This window comes from Microlunatus elymi (genome assembly GCF_007362775.1).
Taxonomy (GTDB): Bacteria; Actinomycetota; Actinomycetes; order Propionibacteriales; family Propionibacteriaceae; genus Microlunatus; species Microlunatus elymi.
Genome location: NZ_CP041692.1, coordinates 4,673,239 through 4,692,646 on the forward strand (window position 1 = coordinate 4,673,239; position 19,408 = coordinate 4,692,646).

Annotated in this window: 18 protein-coding genes; 7 read left to right on the top strand and 11 right to left on the bottom strand. The window is 68.4% G+C overall.

Going from position 1 to position 19,408, the window contains the following annotated elements:
• Positions 1-245 precede the first annotated feature (245 nt).
• Complete coding sequence (locus FOE78_RS24325) at positions 246-506, bottom strand: hypothetical protein (RefSeq protein ID WP_228265937.1); 261 nt, start codon at positions 504-506, stop codon at positions 246-248.
• 31 nt (positions 507-537) lie between these two features.
• Between FOE78_RS24325 and FOE78_RS21325 the strand changes: the two genes are divergently transcribed.
• Genes FOE78_RS21325 through FOE78_RS21345 form a run of 5 tightly spaced genes read left to right on the top strand, consistent with a single transcriptional unit; the run spans position 538 to position 7,322 of the window.
• The gene (locus tag FOE78_RS21325; RefSeq protein ID WP_228265938.1) at positions 538-1,497 is read left to right on the top strand and encodes a PQQ-dependent sugar dehydrogenase; all 960 of its coding nucleotides are present in this window, start codon (positions 538-540) and stop codon (positions 1,495-1,497) included.
• Between the two features lie 19 nt (positions 1,498-1,516).
• Positions 1,517-2,404, top strand: coding sequence for a hypothetical protein (locus FOE78_RS21330; RefSeq protein ID WP_143988047.1), 888 nt, complete (start codon positions 1,517-1,519; stop codon positions 2,402-2,404).
• A gap of 12 nt (positions 2,405-2,416) precedes the next feature.
• On the top strand, positions 2,417-4,618 hold the full coding sequence (locus FOE78_RS21335) for a helicase-associated domain-containing protein (protein WP_143988048.1): 2,202 nt from the start codon (positions 2,417-2,419) through the stop codon (positions 4,616-4,618).
• Positions 4,619-4,628: 10 nt separating this feature from the next.
• The gene (locus FOE78_RS21340) at positions 4,629-5,633 is read left to right on the top strand and encodes a hypothetical protein (RefSeq protein WP_143988049.1); all 1,005 of its coding nucleotides are present in this window, start codon (positions 4,629-4,631) and stop codon (positions 5,631-5,633) included.
• Between the two features lie 51 nt (positions 5,634-5,684).
• Positions 5,685-7,322 (top strand): DNA repair helicase XPB, encoded by a 1,638-nt coding sequence (locus FOE78_RS21345; protein ID WP_143988050.1) that lies wholly within the window; start codon positions 5,685-5,687, stop codon positions 7,320-7,322.
• Positions 7,323-7,485: 163 nt separating this feature from the next.
• On the opposite strand, the gene FOE78_RS21350 is transcribed toward FOE78_RS21345, so the two are convergent.
• From FOE78_RS21350 to FOE78_RS21375, 4 genes are all read right to left on the bottom strand, one after another.
• Positions 7,486-8,799: a hypothetical protein gene (locus FOE78_RS21350; protein ID WP_143988051.1), complete on the bottom strand. Its 1,314-nt coding sequence runs from the start codon at positions 8,797-8,799 to the stop codon at positions 7,486-7,488.
• A 778-nt stretch (positions 8,800-9,577) separates the two neighbouring features.
• Entirely contained in the window at positions 9,578-9,943 is a 366-nt protein-coding gene (locus tag FOE78_RS21365; protein ID WP_143988052.1) for a hypothetical protein, read from the bottom strand.
• Positions 9,944-10,073: 130 nt separating this feature from the next.
• Positions 10,074-11,213: a glycosyltransferase gene (locus tag FOE78_RS21370; protein ID WP_143988053.1), complete on the bottom strand. Its 1,140-nt coding sequence runs from the start codon at positions 11,211-11,213 to the stop codon at positions 10,074-10,076.
• A 114-nt stretch (positions 11,214-11,327) separates the two neighbouring features.
• Positions 11,328-11,882 carry an NUDIX hydrolase gene (locus FOE78_RS21375; RefSeq protein WP_143988054.1) on the bottom strand — a complete coding sequence of 185 codons (555 nt, stop codon included), beginning with the start codon at positions 11,880-11,882 and terminating at the stop codon, positions 11,328-11,330.
• Positions 11,883-12,021: 139 nt separating this feature from the next.
• On the opposite strand from FOE78_RS21375, the gene FOE78_RS21380 reads away from it, so the two are divergent.
• Entirely contained in the window at positions 12,022-14,127 is a 2,106-nt protein-coding gene (locus FOE78_RS21380) for a HelD family protein (RefSeq protein WP_143988055.1), read from the top strand.
• Positions 14,128-14,333: 206 nt separating this feature from the next.
• On the opposite strand, the gene FOE78_RS21385 is transcribed toward FOE78_RS21380, so the two are convergent.
• From FOE78_RS21385 to FOE78_RS21405, 5 genes are all read right to left on the bottom strand, one after another.
• A complete protein-coding gene (locus FOE78_RS21385; protein ID WP_143988056.1) occupies positions 14,334-14,834 on the bottom strand; it encodes a GAF domain-containing protein in 501 nt (166 codons plus the stop codon).
• Between the two features lie 64 nt (positions 14,835-14,898).
• On the bottom strand, positions 14,899-15,753 hold the full coding sequence (locus tag FOE78_RS21390) for a S66 peptidase family protein (protein WP_143988057.1): 855 nt from the start codon (positions 15,751-15,753) through the stop codon (positions 14,899-14,901).
• A gap of 41 nt (positions 15,754-15,794) precedes the next feature.
• On the bottom strand, positions 15,795-16,067 hold the full coding sequence (locus FOE78_RS21395) for a DUF4031 domain-containing protein (RefSeq protein WP_143988058.1): 273 nt from the start codon (positions 16,065-16,067) through the stop codon (positions 15,795-15,797).
• On the bottom strand, positions 16,064-16,828 hold the full coding sequence (locus FOE78_RS21400) for a copper homeostasis protein CutC (RefSeq protein WP_143988059.1): 765 nt from the start codon (positions 16,826-16,828) through the stop codon (positions 16,064-16,066). Before FOE78_RS21400 ends, FOE78_RS21395 begins: the two co-directional genes overlap by 4 nt.
• Complete coding sequence (locus FOE78_RS21405) at positions 16,818-18,008, bottom strand: dipeptidase (protein WP_228265939.1); 1,191 nt, start codon at positions 18,006-18,008, stop codon at positions 16,818-16,820. Before FOE78_RS21405 ends, FOE78_RS21400 begins: the two co-directional genes overlap by 11 nt.
• Before the next feature lie 89 nt (positions 18,009-18,097).
• Here FOE78_RS21405 and rnhA point away from each other — a divergent pair, with 89 nt between their 5' ends.
• Complete coding sequence (rnhA, locus tag FOE78_RS21410) at positions 18,098-18,556, top strand: ribonuclease HI (RefSeq protein ID WP_228265940.1); 459 nt, start codon at positions 18,098-18,100, stop codon at positions 18,554-18,556.
• Positions 18,557-18,579: 23 nt separating this feature from the next.
• Here rnhA and FOE78_RS21415 read toward each other — a convergent pair whose 3' ends face one another.
• Positions 18,580-19,347, bottom strand: a complete 768-nt coding sequence (locus FOE78_RS21415; RefSeq protein WP_143988060.1) for a DUF2817 domain-containing protein — start codon at positions 19,345-19,347, stop codon at positions 18,580-18,582.
• Positions 19,348-19,408 lie beyond the last annotated feature (61 nt).

Sequence of the window (19,408 nt, forward strand, 5' to 3'; positions counted from 1 at the left end):
GTCTACTCTCCTGGTCAGCGTTCGGTCGTCGGAATGCTTACCACCAGTTCGTGTCCTGGACCTTAACCTGGATCCACCGATTTGCAGCGTAGCGAGCGGCACCAGACGGGTGTGCTGGCAAGGCGCCGCCGCGAAGGGCTACCGGGCGTAACGCGAGCGGCGGCAACGCCGCCAGCGCACCCGTATGGGCCGCGCAGCAGCTGGAAATCGGTGGATCCAGGCTGAGGCCGAGCGACGGGCGATGTCTAGGCTGGCCGCATGCCCCGAACTCGGTTGGCTGCCGCGGCCGCGATCATCCTGGTCGCGGCCGCGGCCGGTGCCTGCTCGGGCGCTCCTGCGGCTTCCTCGTCGACCTCCCCGAGCGCGGCCGCCTCCAGTCCGGCCGACACCTCGGGACCACCGACGTCGACCGCCTCGGCCGGCGCCTCGGCACCGACCTCGTCGTCGCCGAGTGTGTCGTCGCCGTCGGCCACCGCCTCCGCAGGTGCGGCCCACGGCTCGGTCAAGGTCGACCGGCAGATCGCCGACGATCTCAACGTGCCTTGGGGACTGGCGTTGTTGCCCGGCGGCGACCTGCTGGTCACCTCACGTGACACCCGGCAGATCACCCGGATCGACCTGTCCACCGGGAAGAAGACGCTGCTGGGCACCGTCGACCAAGCCGTGTCCAATGGCAACTCCGGCGGCGAGGGCGGCCTGCTCGGGATCGCGATCTCCCCCGACTTCGCCCATGATCATCGGCTCTACCTCTATTACTCGACCGCCAACGACAACCGGATCGGCTGGCTGACCTATCGGCCCGACGCAACCGCCGGCCACCAGCTGTCAGCACCGCAGGTGATCTTGAAAGGCATCCCGCACGGACTGCATCACAACGGCGGGCGGATCGCGTTCGGCCCCGACGGCATGCTGTACGCGTCCACCGGCGAAGCCGGAGATCCGCCACTGGCTCAGGACAAGAACTCGCTCGGCGGCAAGATCCTGCGGATGACGCCGGAAGGCAAGCCGGCCAAGGGAAATCCGATCGCGGGATCGGTGATGTGGTCGTACGGGCACCGCAACGTCCAAGGGCTGGCCTGGGATCCGGCCGGCCGGCTGTGGGCGTCGGAATTCGGTGACCGGACGGCCGACGAACTGAATCTGATCAAGCCCGATCACAACTACGGCTGGCCGGCCACCCAGGGCAAGACCAGCAATCCGAAGTACACCAGCCCGGTCGCCCAGTGGGGCACCGAAGTCGACTCACCGAGCGGCATCGCGTACGCCGCCGGCTCGATCTGGATGGCTGCGCTCAAGGGCGAGCGGCTCTGGCGGATCCCGCTCAACGGCACCAAGGTCGTCGCTGAATCTCAGGACTTCCTGGTCGGGACGTACGGCCGGTTGCGGAGCGTGATCGCCCTCGACGATCACACCCTGCTGATCACCACCAGCAACACCGATCACCGCGCCGGCCCACGTCCTGGAGACGATCGGATCCTGGAATTGACCGTCCGGTGAGCCGTTTAGACTGACCCGCATGGCTACCTGGCAGGACGGTCCCGAGTACGCGCCCGCGACCCCGCCGGACGAGTACGCCGTCCCGGACGTCAAGCCGCTGGACAGCGCACCGCCAGCGGATCAGCTGGGGGACGCACCCGGGGCACGGCCGGTCTTCGGCAATCCCGGCGAACCGGTCGCGCCGCTGGCCACCCTGATTCCCGACGAGGGCGAGGACGTCCGCGATCCCAGGTCGCCCTTCGACGTCGACAGCGACACCATGACCAGCAGCTCCGGCGGCGCCTGGGGCGCTGCGCACTGGCGACAGCCCGCCGGCCAACCGGTGACCGCGGCAGGACCGTGGGGCCCGCCCACCGGCACACCGGCCGGCCTGCCGACCGATCCGATGCAACTGCGAGCCGGCGCACCGCCAACGGTCGGCAACCTGCCCGCTCCGGGCACCCCCGGCTGGTTCGGCCCCGGGCCGTCGATGCCGGCACCGGCCGGCCCGCCGCCGTCGCTGTGGAAGGCCACCCCGCCCGGCGCGATCATCGCACTGGCGCTGTCGGTGATCTTCCCGATCGCGCCGATCACCTTCCTGATCGGCTTGCTGTTGTCGGCCCGGGCCCGATACGCCCGGCGCAAGATCATGATCGGGTTCGCCGTGAGCACGGCGTCGATGCTGTTGATCGCCACCGTCTCGACAATCGCCAACTACGGCGACTTCTCCACCTGGTGGGACACCCTGCGCGGTTGGGCGTTGCTCGGATCGCTGGTGATGATCGTGTTGATCTTGGTGTTGGTGAACACCGAGCTGAAGAACGGACAGCCGCCGCGGCCGGGTCCGTACGGTCCCGGGCCCTACGGTCGGAGCCCCTACGATCAGGGCCCGGATCAGCAACAGCAGCCCCCGCATCATTCGTGGTGACGGCCGGCACTCATGGTGACTGCACCCCGTACCTTGACCGAAGCCGTCCGGCTGCTTGACCAAGATCAACTGATCGAGTTGCTCCGGCTGCGTCCGGACCTGCGCTACCCACTGCCCCGCCACATCGCGGAGTTGGTCGGCCAGGCCACCACGTCCACCTCGATCGCCCGGGCACTGGACGGTCTGAACGCGTGGCAGGCCGCAGTCGCCGAAGCGCTGGCGGTGCTCGGTGACGGCACCGACATCGACGAGATCTCTTACCTGCTGGGGAATCCGGCCTCCGCGATCACCCCGGCCGTCGCGGCCTTGCGCCATCGCGCGCTGCTCTGGGGCAGCGATGATGATCTTCATCTGGTCCGTGCGGTCCGTGATCATTTCGGCAACTATCCGGCCGGTCTGGCGCCGGTGTCACCCCATCCGCTGACCGACCGCCAGATCGATGCCGCGCTGCGTGCCTGCGGTGATCAGGTCCGACCGGTCCTGGATCGACTGCTGTGGGGGCCGCCGACCGGCACCGTCCGCAACGCGGACCGGCCGATCAGCACCGACGCCGCCCGCACCCCGGTCGAACTGCTGCTGGCCCACCGGTTGTTGCGGCCACTCGATCGGGACACCGTGATGCTGTCCCGCGAGGTGGCGCTGCTGCTGCGCGGCCGGGAGTCGAGCTGGCTGCTCGGCCGCGAACCGGTGCCGCCGCAGCCGCCGGAACTGACCGGCCCCGGCCGGACTCGTACGGTGATCAGGTTGGCCGCCGTCGGTGCCGCCAACGAGATCGTGCACGATGTGGAGTTGATCATCGCCGAGCTCGACCTCGATCCCCGTCGACTGCTGCGCGACGGCGGGCTGTCCACCCGGGACGTGCAACAGTTGGCGCGCGACTTCGACGGCCGGCTGCCGTACACCGGATTCCTGCTGGAGATCGCGGCAGCCGCCGGACTGGTCGGCAGCCAGGACAAGATCACCCTGGTGCCGACGGTGGACTACGACCGGTGGGTCGGCCAGCCCGGCCCGCTGCGATGGTTGCGGCTGGCGCGGGCCTGGCTGGGCGCCGACCGCTACTTCTCCGCGGCCGCCGAGACTCATCCGCTGCGGGCCGATGCGCACGCCGCGCGGGCCGTCGACAACCGGAAGTTGATCATCGAGATGGCCGCCGGGGCGGCGATCGGCACGGTTCTGAACACCGATCAACTGCGGACCGCAGCCGGTTGGCATCGACCGGGCGCGGCCCGGCACGGACACCGGCTGGACGAGGTGATCGACTGGACCTGGCAGGAGGCCGGCTGGCTCGGCCTGGTCGCGCTGGGCGGCGTGTCCGAGCTGCTCGGCGTGCTCGCCGACGGCCGCGAGCTGCCAGCGGAGCTGGCCAGGCTGTTTCCGGAGCCGCTGGATCACGTGATCATTCAGTCCGACCTGACCGCGGTCGCTCAGGGACCGCTGGAGGCGGCGGTGTCCAGCAGCCTGCGGCTGCTGGCCGATCAGGAGTCTCGCGGCGGCGGCGCGGTCTACCGGTTCAGCCAGAAGTCGATCCGCCGGGGGTTCGACGCCGGCTGGGCGGGCGCCGAGATCGGCGACTGGTTGCAACGCCACTCCAGCACCGGTGTCCCGCAGCCGCTGCGCTACCTGATCGACGACGTGGCACGGCAGTACGGCGCGATCCGGGTCGGCGCGGCCACCAGCTATCTACGGGTCGAGGACCCGGCTCAACAGGCCGCGATCCTGTCCCACCCGCAAGCCGCCCGGCTGCAGTTGCGTTCGATCGCACCGGGGGTGCTGGTCTCGCCGGCGGATCCGGACGAGGTGGTGACCGTGTTGCAGGACATCGGCCTCAAACCGGCCGCCGAGGACGCCCGGGGTCAGCTGCTCACCACCGGTCCGCGACGCCGAGCGCCGGCGCACACCGAAGCCGGCACCCAGGCGTGGTCGGTGGCGGCCGAGGAGGCTGCGGCCGCGATCCTGGCTGCGGAGCAGCGCCTGCCGGCTGCTGCCCGGATGCCGCTGGAGGACGGCATCGCCCTGCTGGCCGAGGCGGTCGGCACCAGAGCCCTGGTACGGGTCAGTTACGTCGATCCGAACGGCACTCCGGCGACCCGCGAGCTGCAGCCGGTCGAGGTCGCCGCCGGCAGCGTACGGGCCGTCGACCCGGCCAACTCTGAAATCGTTTCACTTCCGATATCGCGCATATCCGGCGTGTCACTGGCGGCCGACAGGGCTTAGACTCCGGCCAATGCGCGAAACGACCCTGCGGCGAACGCTGGTGTTTGTGCTGTGCGCATTGGGCGTGGTCGGACTGTGGCTGGTCAACGATCGGCTGCGCTCACACCCGTCGGCCGAGCAGACCGTACCGATCACCACGCGCCCGTCCTCCTCGTCGGATCCGCCCTTCTCCTCGGATCGACCCGTCTCCTCGGATCAAGTGGCCACGCCGCTGGCGACCGGGGTCCGCGACTCCCGGCAGACCCACCCGCCGACCCGCGATCGGTATGCGGGCGGGCCGGTGATCGATCCGCACCACCCGAACCCGACAGCTACCGGCGACGACACGCCGCCGGGCCCGGTGACCGGACTGCATCTGATCCAGAACAGCCATCAGGCGGTAACCGTCGGCTGGCGCGATGTCGCCGACCCGAGTGGCATCGCCTACTACGAGGTAACGCTGAACGCGATCCCGGTCGGTCAGACCGGCAGTCGGGAGTTGACGGCCGACTGGCTGAACGACGACATGAGCGCTCACTTCATCCAGGTCCGCGCGGTCGACGGTGCCGGCAACCGGGGCCCGCGGGGCCGGCCGCTGATGGTGACCCGACCGCCGACTCCGCCGACTCCGCCGACCCCGCCGGCCCGATCGACTCAGCGGGCGCCTTCGACTCAGCGGGCGCCTTCGACTCAACGGGCACAACCATCGGAATCGGCGCCCCCGCGGGAGCAACCCGCATCGCGTCCGAACGCTTCGACCAAGCCGTCGACGCAGCCCGATCGGCATCCGGCCCAACCGGATCGCGGGCCGGTGCCCGGCACGCCACCGCTGGGCACTCCGCCACTGGGCACCCCGCAGCCCGGCGACACGCCGACCAGTCCGGTACCGACTCCGGATCCCACGGCGACGACTCCGGAGCCCGGCGCGACCACCGGTGAACCGACCGAGACTCCGGGCCAACCGCCGGCCACGACTCCGACAGCATCCCCCTCGTCGACTTCGACGTCGTCCTCGTCGTCCTCGCCGAGCAGGTAGCCTCGATCGCGCACCGCCACCCATCGCTTACCTTGTGAGGTCCACCCGACTATGAATCAAGGCCCTCTTGTCGTGCAGTCCGATCGGACCCTGCTGCTCGAGGTCGATCATCCCGACGCGGCCGCCTGCCGAATCGCGATCGCCCCGTTCGCCGAGTTGGAGCGAGCGCCCGAACACATCCACACCTACCGGTTGACTCCGCTCGGGTTGTGGAACGCGCGGGCTGCCGGGCATGACGCCGAGCAGGTGGTCGACGTGCTGCTCACCTACAGCCGCTACCCGGTGCCGTCGTCCTTGTTGGTCGACGTCGCCGACACGATGGACCGGTACGGCCGGTTGCGGATCGAGAAGCACCCCACGCACGGTCTGGTGCTGGCCAGCACCGACCGGGCCGTGCTCGCCGAAGTGATCAAGAGCGCCAAGGTCAAGGGACTGATCGGCGCCCGGGTCGACGACGACACGGTGGTCGTCCACCCCAGCGAACGAGGCCACCTGAAGCAGGTCCTGCTGAAGCTGGGCTGGCCGGCCGAGGACCTGGCCGGCTATGTCGACGGCGAAGCCCATGCCATCGATCTTGACGAGCACGGCTGGCAGCTGCGGCCGTACCAGAAGGACGCCGCCGAATCGTTCTGGCACGGCGGCTCCGGAGTCGTCGTACTTCCTTGTGGAGCAGGGAAAACCGTGGTCGGCGCGGCCTCGATGGCTCAAGCCCGGGCGACGACGTTGATCTTGGTCACCAACACCGTGTCGGCGCGGCAGTGGCGCGACGAGTTGATCAAGAAGACCTCGTTGACCGCGGACGAGATCGGCGAGTATTCCGGCGCCAAGAAGGAGATCAAGCCGGTCACCATCGCCACCTATCAGGTGATCACCACCAAGCGCGGCGGCGTGCATCCGCATCTGGAACTGTTCGACGCGCGCGACTGGGGCTTGATCATTTACGACGAGGTGCATCTGCTGCCGGCACCGGTGTTCCGGATGACGGCCGATCTGCAGGCCAGGCGTCGGCTCGGGCTGACCGCGACCCTGGTCCGGGAGGACGGCCGGGAAGGTGACGTGTTCAGCCTGATCGGGCCGAAGCGGTACGACGCCCCGTGGAAGGATCTGGAGCAGCAGGGCTACATCGCGCCGGCCGACTGCGTCGAGGTCCGAGTGACCCTCACCGACGACGAGCGGATGACATACGCGGTGGCCGAGGAGGACGTGAAGTATCGGCTGGCCTCCACAGCCGATTCCAAGACCGAGGTCGTTGTTGATCTTGTCGCCAAGCATCGCGGTCAGCCGACCCTGGTGATCGGTCAGTACGTTGATCAACTCGACGATCTGGCGATGAGGCTCGGTGCCCCCTTGATCAAGGGCGAGACCACGGTGAAGCAGCGGGAGAAGCTGTACGAGGAATTCCGCTCCGGCGAGATCGACCTGCTGGTGGTCAGCAAGGTGGCGAACTTCTCCATCGACCTGCCCAGCGCCGAGGTCGCGATCCAGGTGTCCGGCGCCTTCGGTTCCCGGCAGGAGGAGGCGCAACGCCTGGGACGGCTGCTCCGCCCCAAGGGAGCCGGGCTGTCCGCCCGCTTCTACGCGGTGGTCGCCCGGGACACGGTCGACGCCGACTTTGCCCAACACAGACAGCGTTTCCTCGCCGAGCAGGGCTACGCCTACCGCATCCTCGACGCCGCCGACGCGGTCTGAGCGGTTCGCGTCGGGATCCCGTCGGGAACTGCTGCTGAGGCATCCGCGAGATTTGCCATCATCGTCGGACAGTGCTGCGAAACGCGGCGGATCATTCGGCCGGCGCCGAGAGCCCTGAAACGGGGCCACATCCTCGGCTCGATCGTGACCTGGCCCGACCGGCCTATCCGCAGGTCTGCTCGCCGAGGTCGGCGGGGTTGACGATCGGGCGCATGCCGGACGCGGCGTTGCTCTGGTTCACCGGGGCGTTGTACCAGGCTCCGGTCATCGTGATCTTGCCGTCGGCGGTGGCGAAGGCGCCGATCGGCAGCGGGTATTCGCTGCCCGAGGCCGCGCCGAATCGGGCCACGTCCAGGTAGGCGTCGGCCGGCGCTTTGGTGGTGACCAGCGCGTCGCCCTGGCCGTTGGTCGCGGTGGCGGTGGTCGCGGTGGCGAGCGCGGGAACCACGCCGTTGGCCGGGATCAGCAGTCCGGCCGTGTCCCGCCTGATCGGGAAGTTGATCTTGCCGCGTACGCCGACGGTCGCCTTGCTGGATTCGGCAAGGTCGATCGCGGTCCCGGTCTGGTTGTCCTCGCCGTTGAAGGCCAGCCGTGCCCCGCCGAGCTTCTCGCCGTCCTGGGTGTGGACGGTCGGCTTCCAGCAGATGCCCGACTCGTACCCGCCACCCAGCGACTCCGCCGTCAGAACCCGCTGGGGTTTGTCCAGCAGGCCGACGACCCAACTCGTCTCGCTCGGATCATCCACGTAGCCGCTGACACCGACCAGGCCGGCGTCGTATCCGTGCGCCGGCAGTTGCGCGACGGCGGAGTTGATCTTGCTCGGATTCTCGCCCGCGAACAGCCGGACCGGAGTGTTGCCGATCATGGTGATCTTGTAGGAAGCCTTGCCTGACGAGGCTCCTGCCCCGTCCTTGATCGTCCGGTAGTGAGTCCGGAAGCTGAGTTGATCATGGTCGGCGCTGGTGCTGATCTTGCTGCCGGTGGCGACGATGCCCAGGTCGGCCGGCTTTCCGTCGACGACGCCGACCAGGTGCACGGCTGCGATCTTGTCCTGGCCGACCGTGCAGGAGAATTCGGCCAATGCATACTGCCGACCGGCCAGGGTGATCTCGCGATGTCCGGTCAGCGTCGCGGTGCTGTGCTCGCCGTCGAACGACGGGGTCCGATTGCTCTGCTTGTCGTTCTTCACCTCGAGCGTCGCGGCCGGCACCTCCCATCCGCAGCCACCGAGATAGCTGAAGTTGGGGAGGTCGACGTCTCCGACCCGTACCTCACCGGACGCCGCAGCCGACGGCGTCGCGGCGGACGGCGTCGCGGCGGACGGCGTCGTGGCGGACCCCGGAGCCGTCCGAACCGGACCGGACTGTGCCGGGGCGTTCGGCGTGGGTGACTGGGACGGGGTGCTGGCGGAACTGCACCCGGCGAGGGCGACTGCTGCGCCCATCACCAGGGCTGCGGTCCGCAGGGGCCGAATCACGCCGTCACTGTAACGGTCCGATGCTCGGTCGCCGATCGGCCCGGTCGGCGAGCGGCCCGCTACGCCTCACGACTGCGATAGCTGAGAAGTCCTTCGACTCCCCGCAGGAAGGTCTCGCCGACGGATTTCGGATCGGCGAGACAGCCTTCGGCCATCGCGCCGTCGCGCAACTACCACCCCGGCCGCGTCCACCGGCCCCATCGACGGCCTCAAGACGCTGCGTACCCTGTACTACGTCCGATTCGGGTTCGCCGTCGGTTGGGCGGCACTGACGGTCGCGATCGCGCGGACCGTGAATCCGGGCGCCATCTCCCTGCTGGTGATCTATCCGCTGTTCGATGTCGTGGCGGCGATGATCGATTTCCGTTCCTCGGGCGCAACCCGCGCGAAGGCGCGGCTCTACCTCAACATGGCCCTGAGCCTGCTCGCAGCCATCGGCCTGGCCGTCGCCGCGACGTCCGGGATCCCGAGCGTGCTGCGGGTCTGGGGCGCCTGGGCGATCACCGCCGGAATCGTCCAGCTGGTGGTCGCGATTCTGCGCTATCGACTCGGTGGGCAGTGGGCGATGATCCTCAGCGGCGGCATCTCCGTCATCGCCGGCGGCAGCTTCATCGCGATGGCTGCCCAGTCGCAAGCGTCCCTCGGCTCGATCGCCGGTTACGCGACTCTCGGGGGCGTCTTCTTCCTGGCCTCCGCGATTCGACTGCACCGCCTCGCGACAAGATCGAACTGGCTTCTCCGGGACCCAACCACAGGCGATGGAGGCCGACCCGATCGATCAGGACGCCAACCGGGTGCGGATGATGGTCGGTTCGGTGTCCTCGTCCAGGTCGGTGACGAACAGCTCGGTCGCCGCCGGTTCCAGCCAGTCGTAGTTCTTCGGCGTGCTCGGCGCCAGGAACCACCGCGCCGTGTAGTAGGCGAACACGACGAAGCTGATCGTGGAGGCGAAAAGCAGCGGCCAGACCGCGGCGTCGAGTGCACCCTCCGGCAGCCCGGTGCGGCCGTGATCGTACGCCGCCCACCAGACGGCGATGTGCAGGCCGCCGAGGAACAGCCAGCAGGCTCCGGCCAGCCGCGCGCGGCGCCGTAGCCGTCGACGGTGGATGACCCGCAGCAGCAGCGGGTTGGTGGTCGGTGTCATCGCGAGAACCCAACCACATCAGTCAGATCAGGCACATCAGTCAGATTGGACACATCAGTCACAGCGGAAACTCTAATCACGCTGTTCGGCCCCGTCGGGCGCGACGCGACCGGCCGATTCCAAGTTGTGATCAGGCCAGCGGCACCCGCAGCGGATCGGCGCGCAACAACGAGGCGTAGATGCCGAGCAACGTGTCGGTCGCCGAGGCCCAGTCCCAGGCCAGTGCCCTCGCCCGCGCGGCCGCCGCGGCAGCCGGCCGGCGATCCTCGCCGATCAGATCAGTGATCCGGGACGCAGCGTCGTTCCACTCGTACGGCCGCAACATCATCCCGCCGGCGCAGCCGCCGAGGATCTCGGCCGTCGGCTCGCTCGCCGCTGCCAGCACCGGCAGCCCGGAGGCCAGGGCCTCGATCAGCGCGAACCCGAGCGTCTCGGTGTTGGACGGGAAGGTCAGTACGTCGGCGGCGGCGTACGCGTCGGCCAGATCGTCGCCGGTCAGCCAACCGGTGAAGTGCGCGCCGGAGTTCGACAGCTCGCGTTCGAGCTCACGTCGCTGCGGACCGTCGCCGACCAGCACCAGGCGGATCCCCGGCGTCCGAGCCAGCCGATGGAGCCGGCGCAGATCCTTCTCCGGGGCGAGCCGGCCCACGTACAGCGCGATCGTGTCCGATCCGGCGCCGAACAGCCGCTGCCGCGCGATCGGATCCCGGCGAGCGGGTGTGAATCGCACCGAATCCACCCCGAACGGCCACAATTCGACCGATCCGATCCGCTGCCGATGCATCAGGTCGATCATGGCCCGCGAGGTCACCAGGTTGCGATCGGACAGCCCGTGCTGATGCCGGAAGTAGGCCCAGATCGGCCCGGCCATGAAGCCCAGGCCGGCCTCCCGGCTGACCGCGGCGAGGTCCTGATGGAAGGACGACACCACCGGCAGCTCGAGTGCCCGAGCGGCCGAAATCCCTGCCCTGCCGAGGATGTACGGGCTCAGTGCATGCACCAGGTCCGGGGCGAAGTGCCGCAGCACCCGCTGGACTCGACCCTGCAGCGGAATCGCGAACAGCCTCCCACCGGAGACCCACTGCCAACCGACCGACGGGATCTCTACCACCTCGACGCCCGCCGGGTGTTCGGAGACACCGTGACCGTCCGGGACGATCAACATCACCTCGATGCCCCGCCGGGTCAGCTCTGCGAGCGTTGCCCGCAGCCGGCTCACCACGCCGTCGATGGACGGCGCCCAGGTCTCGCTGACGTAGGCGATCCGCATGGCAGCAGCGTAGGTGCCGCGAACGTCGAGAGCTGAGGGCCATTCAGCCTGGCCGGGGCCTCGGTTCAGCTGAGAAGGTGCAGCCCGGCTCAGCCTGGCTCAGCGAATCGCGGTTCAGACCGGGCGGGTGGATTCGTCGGTGACCAGACCGAGATCGACCGGGACCCCTGGCCCCTCGTCGGCCAGCGCCAGCAGTTGCCGCAACTGTTGCGGCCAGATCCATTCGGTGGTCTCGCTCAACTCCCGCGGCGACCACCAGCGATGCTCGACCAGGGTGATCTTCTCCTCCTCGGTGAAACCCGAAGAGTCGAGCTCGAAGGCGGCGGTCCGCAGCACGAAGAAGACCTCGTCCTGATCCAGCACCTGATCGGAGTAGCCGTGCTGCACCCGCCGCCGGGCCACCGGCCCGATCAACTCGGTCTCGGCGATCCGCAGGCCGTTCTCCTCGGCCAACTCGCGGACCGCCGCCTCGCGTTCGGTCTCGCCGGGATCGATGCCGCCACCGGGCGTGACCCACCAACGCTGCCCGGGGCATCCGGGATCGGTGTCGCAGAACAGCAGAATCCGGTCGTTCGGATCGACGACGATCACCCGAGCCGCGGTCCGCCGCCGCCGCAGCCGGTCGGCGGGGTCATCGGGGATCACGAAGTTGCGCGGCGGCGTACTCATCGGGACACAGTAGCGATTGCGCCGGACCGACAGGCGGCGTCGCAAGTCGCGGTCGAATATTCGTTTTGCCGACGGCTATCGACAGGAGTAACGTCTCCCCGCTCCTCAAACCCTCCCGATGCGTATCGGAGTGTCTCGCATGCCCGAAACTCTGCCCGCAACCGACGACACAACCAGCCTGTTCCCGACGCCGGCGGACGACGTGATCGCCGCCGAACAGAACCACATGGACGTCTCCCGCGCAGCGTTGCGCCAGATGCGTGCACGCGCCGCCGGGCTCGACGCGGTCGGCGCCGCCGCCGTCAGCGAAGGCCCGAACGTCTCCACCGAACACCTGAAACAAGCGCTCTACCGGCGGATGAAGTCGCTCGAGGACGACCCGACGGTCCCGCTCTTCTTCGGCCGGCTGAACTACGAGGCGGTAGATCTGCCGGGCACCATCTACATCGGTCGCCGGCACGTCACCGGCGAGGCCGGCGGTGAACCGATGGTGATCGACTGGCGGGCGCCGGTCTCGCTGCCGTTCTATCAGGCCACTCGAGACAACCGGATGCAGGTGCGATTGCGCCGCCGGTTCGGCTTCTCCCACGGCCGGCTCACCGCGTACGAGGACGAGGACCTGGTCGCGGGTGATCGGCTGGAGAACTCCGACATCCTGGAGGCCGAGATCGAGCGGCCGCGTACCGGGCCGATGCGCGACATCGTGGCCACCATCCAGCCCGAGCAGGACGTGATCGTGCGGACCGATCTGGCCCGCTCGGTCTGCGTGCAGGGCGCGCCGGGCACCGGAAAGACCGCGGTCGGTCTGCACCGGGCGGCCTTCCTGCTGTACGCCTTCCGCGATCAGCTGTCCCGCTCCGGTGTGCTGGTGGTCGGCCCGAACGACAGCTTCCTGTCCTACATCGCCGACGTGCTCCCGGCGCTGGGCGAGATCGACGCCACCCAGACCACGGTGGAGACGCTGGTCGGCAAGGCGACCGGGCTGCAGGTCGGTCGGCTGGAGGATGCGACGGCGGCGGTGATCAAGGGCGACGCCCGGCTGGCGGAGGTGATCAAGCGAGCGATCTGGAGCCAGTTGCGACCGGCAGCCGAAAACCTGGTGGTGCCGCGCGGTTCACACCAGTGGCGGGTCGCCGCCTACCTGGCCGACGAGATCGTCGGCTCGATCAAGGACCGCGGGGTGCGGTACGCCGCCGGCCGCGAGATGCTGCCGCAGCGGCTGGCGCACCAGGTGCTACTGCGGATGGAGGCCGCCGGCGACTCCCCCGACGACCGGGTGCAGAACGCGGTCGCCCGCAGCAAGCCGGTGAAGACGTACGCCGACACGCTCTGGCCCGCTGTCGATGCGGCGAAGTTGATCATGCGGCTGCTGACCGAAGTTGACTTCCTGGCCGAGCATGCCGAAGGGCTGCTGACGGCGGAGGAGCAGAAGTTGATCTTGCTGCCCAAGCCGCCGCGTTCGGTGAAGTCGATGAAATGGTCGCTGGCCGACCTCGTGCTGGTGGACGAGGCCGCCGACGTGCTGAACCGGACGCCGAGCCTGGGCCACGTGATCATCGACGAGGCGCAGGACCTGTCCGCGATGCAGCTGCGCGCGGTCGGCCGCCGGGCCAGCACCGGATCGGTGACCGTGCTCGGTGATCTTGCCCAGGCGACGACTCCCTGGGCGACCACCTCCTGGTCGGATTCTCTTGCTCACCTGGGAAAGCAGGATGCCGTCGTCGAGGAGCTGGTGGCGGGCTTCCGGGTGCCGGCGGCGGTGATCGAATTCGCCGGCCGGCTGCTGCCCGACATCGCACCCGATCTCACTCCCCCGCACTCGATCCGACGGACCCGCGGTGATCTTGTGCTCAGGTCAACGACCGAACCCGAAGTTGATCTTGCGGCTGCGGTGAACACCGCGCTGACGTCGGAGGGCAGCATCGGCCTGATCACTCCGGATGCGTTGATCAACGACGTCGAGGCCGCGCTCGATGCTGATGGCATCTCGTACGCAATCCTCGGTCGGGAGACCGACCCGATCGACACCGAAGCCTTCACCCGGCGGGTGGATGTGGTGCCGGCTTCGATCGCCAAGGGCCTGGAGTTCGATCACGTCGTCCTGTACGAGCCGGCAGCGATCGTGGCCGGCGAGGCGGATCGGACAACCGGCCTGCGCCGGCTCTACGTCTGCCTGACCCGGGCGGTCACCTCACTGCAGATCGTGCACACCGAACCGCTGCCCGCACAGCTGTCGGCGGCCTGATCCCTTCACTGCCAAGGAAAAGTCCGCACCCCGTCGAAGGCCAACAGCGTGTCCAGCAAGAACCTCACTTCTGATCGCCTTCCCAGGCTGCGAGCTCACTCTCCGGCAAGTCTTCGAAAAATTCGTCCGGCACCACCAGGCCGTCGATGAGGCCACCGAATGTCGGCTGCCGGGGCTGGACCTGCCCGTGACCAGATCAGCATCGATCAGGCCGGATGCGGGCGCGGCAAGCCGAAGTTGGGTGCCCACGGGGCGTCGTCGACGCCGACTCGATCCAACGCCTCGGCCGTCCGGACGGCCAACGCCTCGAGAGCAGCGATCTCGTCGATCGTTGCTTGGTGGTTCGTGCTCCAGTAGCAGCCGATCGCGGCCAGCGGCGTCGGCAGCCCGACCGGCATCATCAGCAGGCTGCGTACGAAGGTCGGCCGATAGGCCTCCTGCGGGATCCGTTCGTCGGTGAAGATGTCGGCGATCACCGCCGGCTCAGCGTGCAACATCGCCCACCCGGAGATGCAGGACTCGATCGGAAACCGCTGCCCCTTCCACAGCGGGGCGATCGCGTCCTCGTCCACGTAGAAGCAGAAGTCGCCGTCGCGCAGGACAAACGTTGCGCCGTCGGCACGACAGCTTCGGCGCGCCAGATGACGCACCTCCGCGGCAACTTCGAAGACCGAGGTCGCATGATCAAGATCGAGGTTGAAGTCCATCCCGAGCTCCTTCCAGATCAGTGTCACCCGCCGAGCGCCGGCCGTCCACTCTCCGATAGCCGACCTATATCAACGTCAGCTCGCCGCTCTCGGCGTCCAACCTGACCAGCGCACCCAACGGCAGCGCCAAATTGCGATCGGCATGGCCGAACGGCGCCCGCCAGAGGATCGGGATGCGCAGGTCGGTGAGCCGTTCCGCCAGGACCGCCTCGACCAGCGTCGGGTCGTCGGCCTCGGTGAACTCGCCGAGCACCACGCCGGTGACATGAGCGAACCAACCGGACCGCCGCAACTGGGTCAGCATCCGATCGAGCCGGTAGGCCTCCTCGCCGACATCCTCCAAGATCACGACGGCGGGCTCGGCCGGAGCCGGTTCGACACCTTGATCATTGGCAATCAACGCCAGGTTGCCGCCGATCAGCCGACCCTCGGCTCGCCCGGCCACCAGCGGCGCTCCGGTGATCAACGGCTGTCCCGGCTGTGGCCGGCCGAAGATCAACTTCCGCAGGCTTTGGGCCGACGGCGGATCGGTCAGTTGAGTGCCGGTGCCGACCGGCCCGTGCACGGTGATCTGGCCGAGCTCTCGACCGAGCCGGGTGTGCAGCGCGGTGATGTCGGAGAAGCCGATGAAGTGTTTCGGTCCGGCGGCACGCAACGCGTCGAAGTCCAGCAGGTCGACCATCCGCTGTGCCCCGTACCCGCCGCGGGCACACCAGATCGCGGCCACCTCCGGATCCGTCCACGCCGTCAGCAGATCCGACGCGCGATCCTCGTCGTTGCCTGCCAGATAAGGAAGAACGCGATGATGATCAAACAGATGCTTGCCGGGGTGAACGTCGAATCCCCAGCCGGTCAGCTGAGCAATTCCGCGTTCGATGCGTGCCGGCGGCATCGGTCCGCTCGGCGCCACCAGGGCCACCACCGACCCTTGGCGCAGCGGCGTCGGCCACTGCCGGGTCGTCAGCGTGCTAGTCGTGATCGTTTCCTCCTGCGCAGGCCGGCCGCGTTGAGCAGGGCCACCAATTCCCGGGACCGACGCTGTTGCGCGCCGGCGGCCAGGCACTCGGCGAACCGCTCAGCCGGCACGTCGTAATGATCATCGTCGAACGCGCGGCGAGGAATCCCTGTCCGGGCAGCAAATCCGTGCAGTTCAGCGAACGAGGTGTCGCTGATCAGGTGCGACCACAGATGTCCGTGGCCGGGCCAGTTCGGCGCATCGATGAAGATCGTCATGGCGATCCTGCAGGCCCGGACACCTCACCGGCGTTCTCCGCCCGCCGGACCGCGTCGTTGATCAGATTGCGCCAACTGCGGACCAGATCGGCATCGACGTACGCCTTCCAGGAGCCGGTCGGCCGCGCCGAGCTGCCGATGTGGAAGGCCCGGACTCCGGCCTGTGCCAACCAGGGCACGTGTTCGGCGCGCAAACCGCCGCCGGCCATGATCACCTGCCGGGCGAATTGATCTTGTTCGGCGCGGCGCAGCAGATCGTCCAGGCCGTCCTCGACGCCGCGAGCCGAGCCCGCGGTGAGCACCTGGTCCAGCCGCGGCAGGCGGCGCAGTTCACGCCAGGCACGGTCGGGCGAGATGCAGGCGTCGACGGCGCGGTGAAAGGTCCAGCCGCACGCCAGGTCACCGATCACCTCGGTAATCACGTCGGCGTCGATTTCGGTGTGTCCGTTGAGAAATCCGAGCACCAGTCCGTCGGCGCCGACCTCGAGATAGCTCTCCGCCAGCCCCTTCAGCCGAACTGCCTCGCCGCCGTCGGTGCTGAACCCGTCGCGCAGTCGCAACATCACCCGGATCGACAGGTCGGTGACCCGAGCGATCCGGCCGATCAGAGCCGGTTCGGGCGACAGTCCGTCGTGGTCCATGGTGCCGACCACCTCCAGCCGATCGGCGCCACCCAGCTGGGCTCGCTCCGCGTCCGCCGGATGCAGGGCGATCACTTCCAGCAGGCCGCGACGTGCCTCGCCGGCGGCCTCATCGTCCATGATCGGCCCCTTCACCGTCATCGGCTTCATGATCAACAGCGACAGTGGCCAGTGACGGGCCACGTTCGGCGCGGATCTCGGCGGCTCGTTCCTCCACAGCGGCAAAGGTCCGGCAGATGTTGCCGTGAGCGAGCTTCGCCAGGTCGCCGTCGCTCCACCCGCGCTCGGCCAGGGCGGCGAACAGCACCGGATACGTGGACACGTCCTGCAGCCCTTCTGGCAGCGATCCGACGCCGTCGAAGTCACCGCCGACGCCGATGTGATCGATCCCGGCCACTTCGCGTACGTGTTCGGCATGGGCGACCACGTCGGCCAGGTTTGCGGTCGGTCGCGGGGTCGGATAGTACTTCTGGAAGTCCGAGACCGCTGCGAGGTCGCGGGGGTCGACGCCGGCCCGCTCGGCGGCCGCGTCCAGCTCAAGTGTCCACTCCCGTACCGCTGGACTGACGAAACCCGGCACGAAGGTGATCATGCAGGTGCCGCCGTTGTCGGCCAGCCGGGACAGCACGTCGTCGGGCACATCGCGGGGATGATCACAGACCGCGCGAGCCGAGGAGTGCGAGAAGATCACCGGTGCCTCGGTGACGTCGAGCGCGGCGTGCATGGTGGCCGGCGCGACGTGGGACAGATCGACCATCATGCCCAACCGGTTCATCTCCCGGACCACCTCGCGACCGAACGCGGTGAGCCCGTCGTGCGCCGGGGTGTCGGTGGCGGAGTCGGCCCAGTCGGTGTTCTCGTTGTGCGTGAGTGTCATGTACCTGACACCCAATCGGTAGAGCGATCGCAGCACGCCCAGCGAGTTGTCGATCGAGTGCCCGCCCTCGGCGCCCATCAGCGAGGCGATCGGGCCGCCGGCGCCGACCTCGCCCAATGCGGTCCGCAGTCCGGCGGCGCTGGTCACCAGTTCGAGCCGGTCGGGATAGCGTTCGATCATCGAGTAGACGGCGTCGATCTGTTCCAGGGTTGCGGTGACGGCCTGTTGCCCGGTCAGCGAGCAGGGCACGAACACCGACCAGAACTGCCCACCAACCTGCCCGGTACGCAGCCGGTCCAGATCGGTGTGCATCGTCGGCTGGTGCTGTGCGATGTCGCGAACGGCGAAGTCGTAGCCGATCTCCCGCATCACCCACGGCAGGTCGTTGTGCCCGTCGACGACCGCCAGATAGTTCTCGGTCACTCGTGCATCATCGCAGCACCGGATCGGCCGGTGGCGCAGACACGACAGGTAACCGGGCTTTGGGCAACCGGGACCATTAGGTTGTTGCGGTGACGACGGCTGATGATCGCGTTCCGGTACAGATGTGGACCGACGGCGCCTGCAAGGGAAACCCCGGCGTCGGCGGCTGGGGTGTGCTGATGCGCTACGGCGATCACGAGAAGGAGCTCTACGGCGGCGAGGCGCTGACCACCAACAACCGGATGGAGTTGACCGCTGTGATCGAGGGTCTGCGGGCGCTCAACCGGCCCTGCCGGGTCGCACTGCACGTCGACTCCGCGTACGTGATGAACGGCATCCAGAAGTGGATGCACGGTTGGAAGCGCAACGGCTGGCAGACGGCGGACAAGAAGCCGGTGAAGAACGAGGAGCTGTGGCGTGCGTTGGACGCCGAGATCGCCCGACACGAGGTGACGTGGACCTGGGTCAAGGGCCATTCCGGCGACCCCGGCAACGAGAAGGCCGATCAGTTGGCCAACAAGGGAGTGCTCGGCGTCAGCAACGTCTGAGGCGCCACACGATCACCGGGGATCTACCGATGGGCGTCGAAGATGCTCAACACGCGGCGTGCGGCGGTGCCGCGCAGGTAGCTCCGCTTCGGGTCAGCGCCGTACTCGACGGTCAGCGCCGTGCCGTTCAGATTGCGGTTGAACCACATCGTCATGGTGCCGTGGCAGCCGCCGTTGCAGCTGAACTTCTTGTTCGGCAGATGCAGCGTCTTGGCCACTTTCCGGGAGAACTTCTTGTCCGGGGTCAACGTGTCGACGCCGTGCAACGGCTGGTGAAAACTCAACAGATAGTCGGGATCGACCCGCTTCAGGAACGCCATCATCGCGCGGGTCTCCGGCTCGGACCCCGCCTTGCGGCCCGAGTTGAAGTAGCCCTTGACCCGCTTCCACGAGGCCGGGTAGTTGCGGTTGAGATCGACGCCGTGGGCGTTCTGCCGACGGTCGTGCGCGTGCCCGTCCGGGTTGTAGCGCGGCACCACCCACAGGTTCACGCCGCGGATCCGCCGGCCGTCGCGAAGGCTGGTCAGGATGTTGGCCACCTTCTGCTCGTCGCCGTGCATCTGCGCGACCAGCACCACGGTCTCGATGCCGCGGCCCTGCTGGCCGAGGTGCCAGGCGCGGATGGGCCGGCCCTGCACCGAGTGGCCGATCACCCGGCTGCTGATGACCGCCGGCCGAGCCGCCTCGGCCGGCACCCGATCGACGGCCAGCGCGACGACCAGGGCCAGCGCGAACATCGGCACCAGCCGACGCCTCACCATGATCAACAACTGACGACGGTCGACGGCCATCACGGCCTCCAGATGCTGGTGTCACGGGCCCCGGCCGGGACCCTTGACTGCATCATGGACG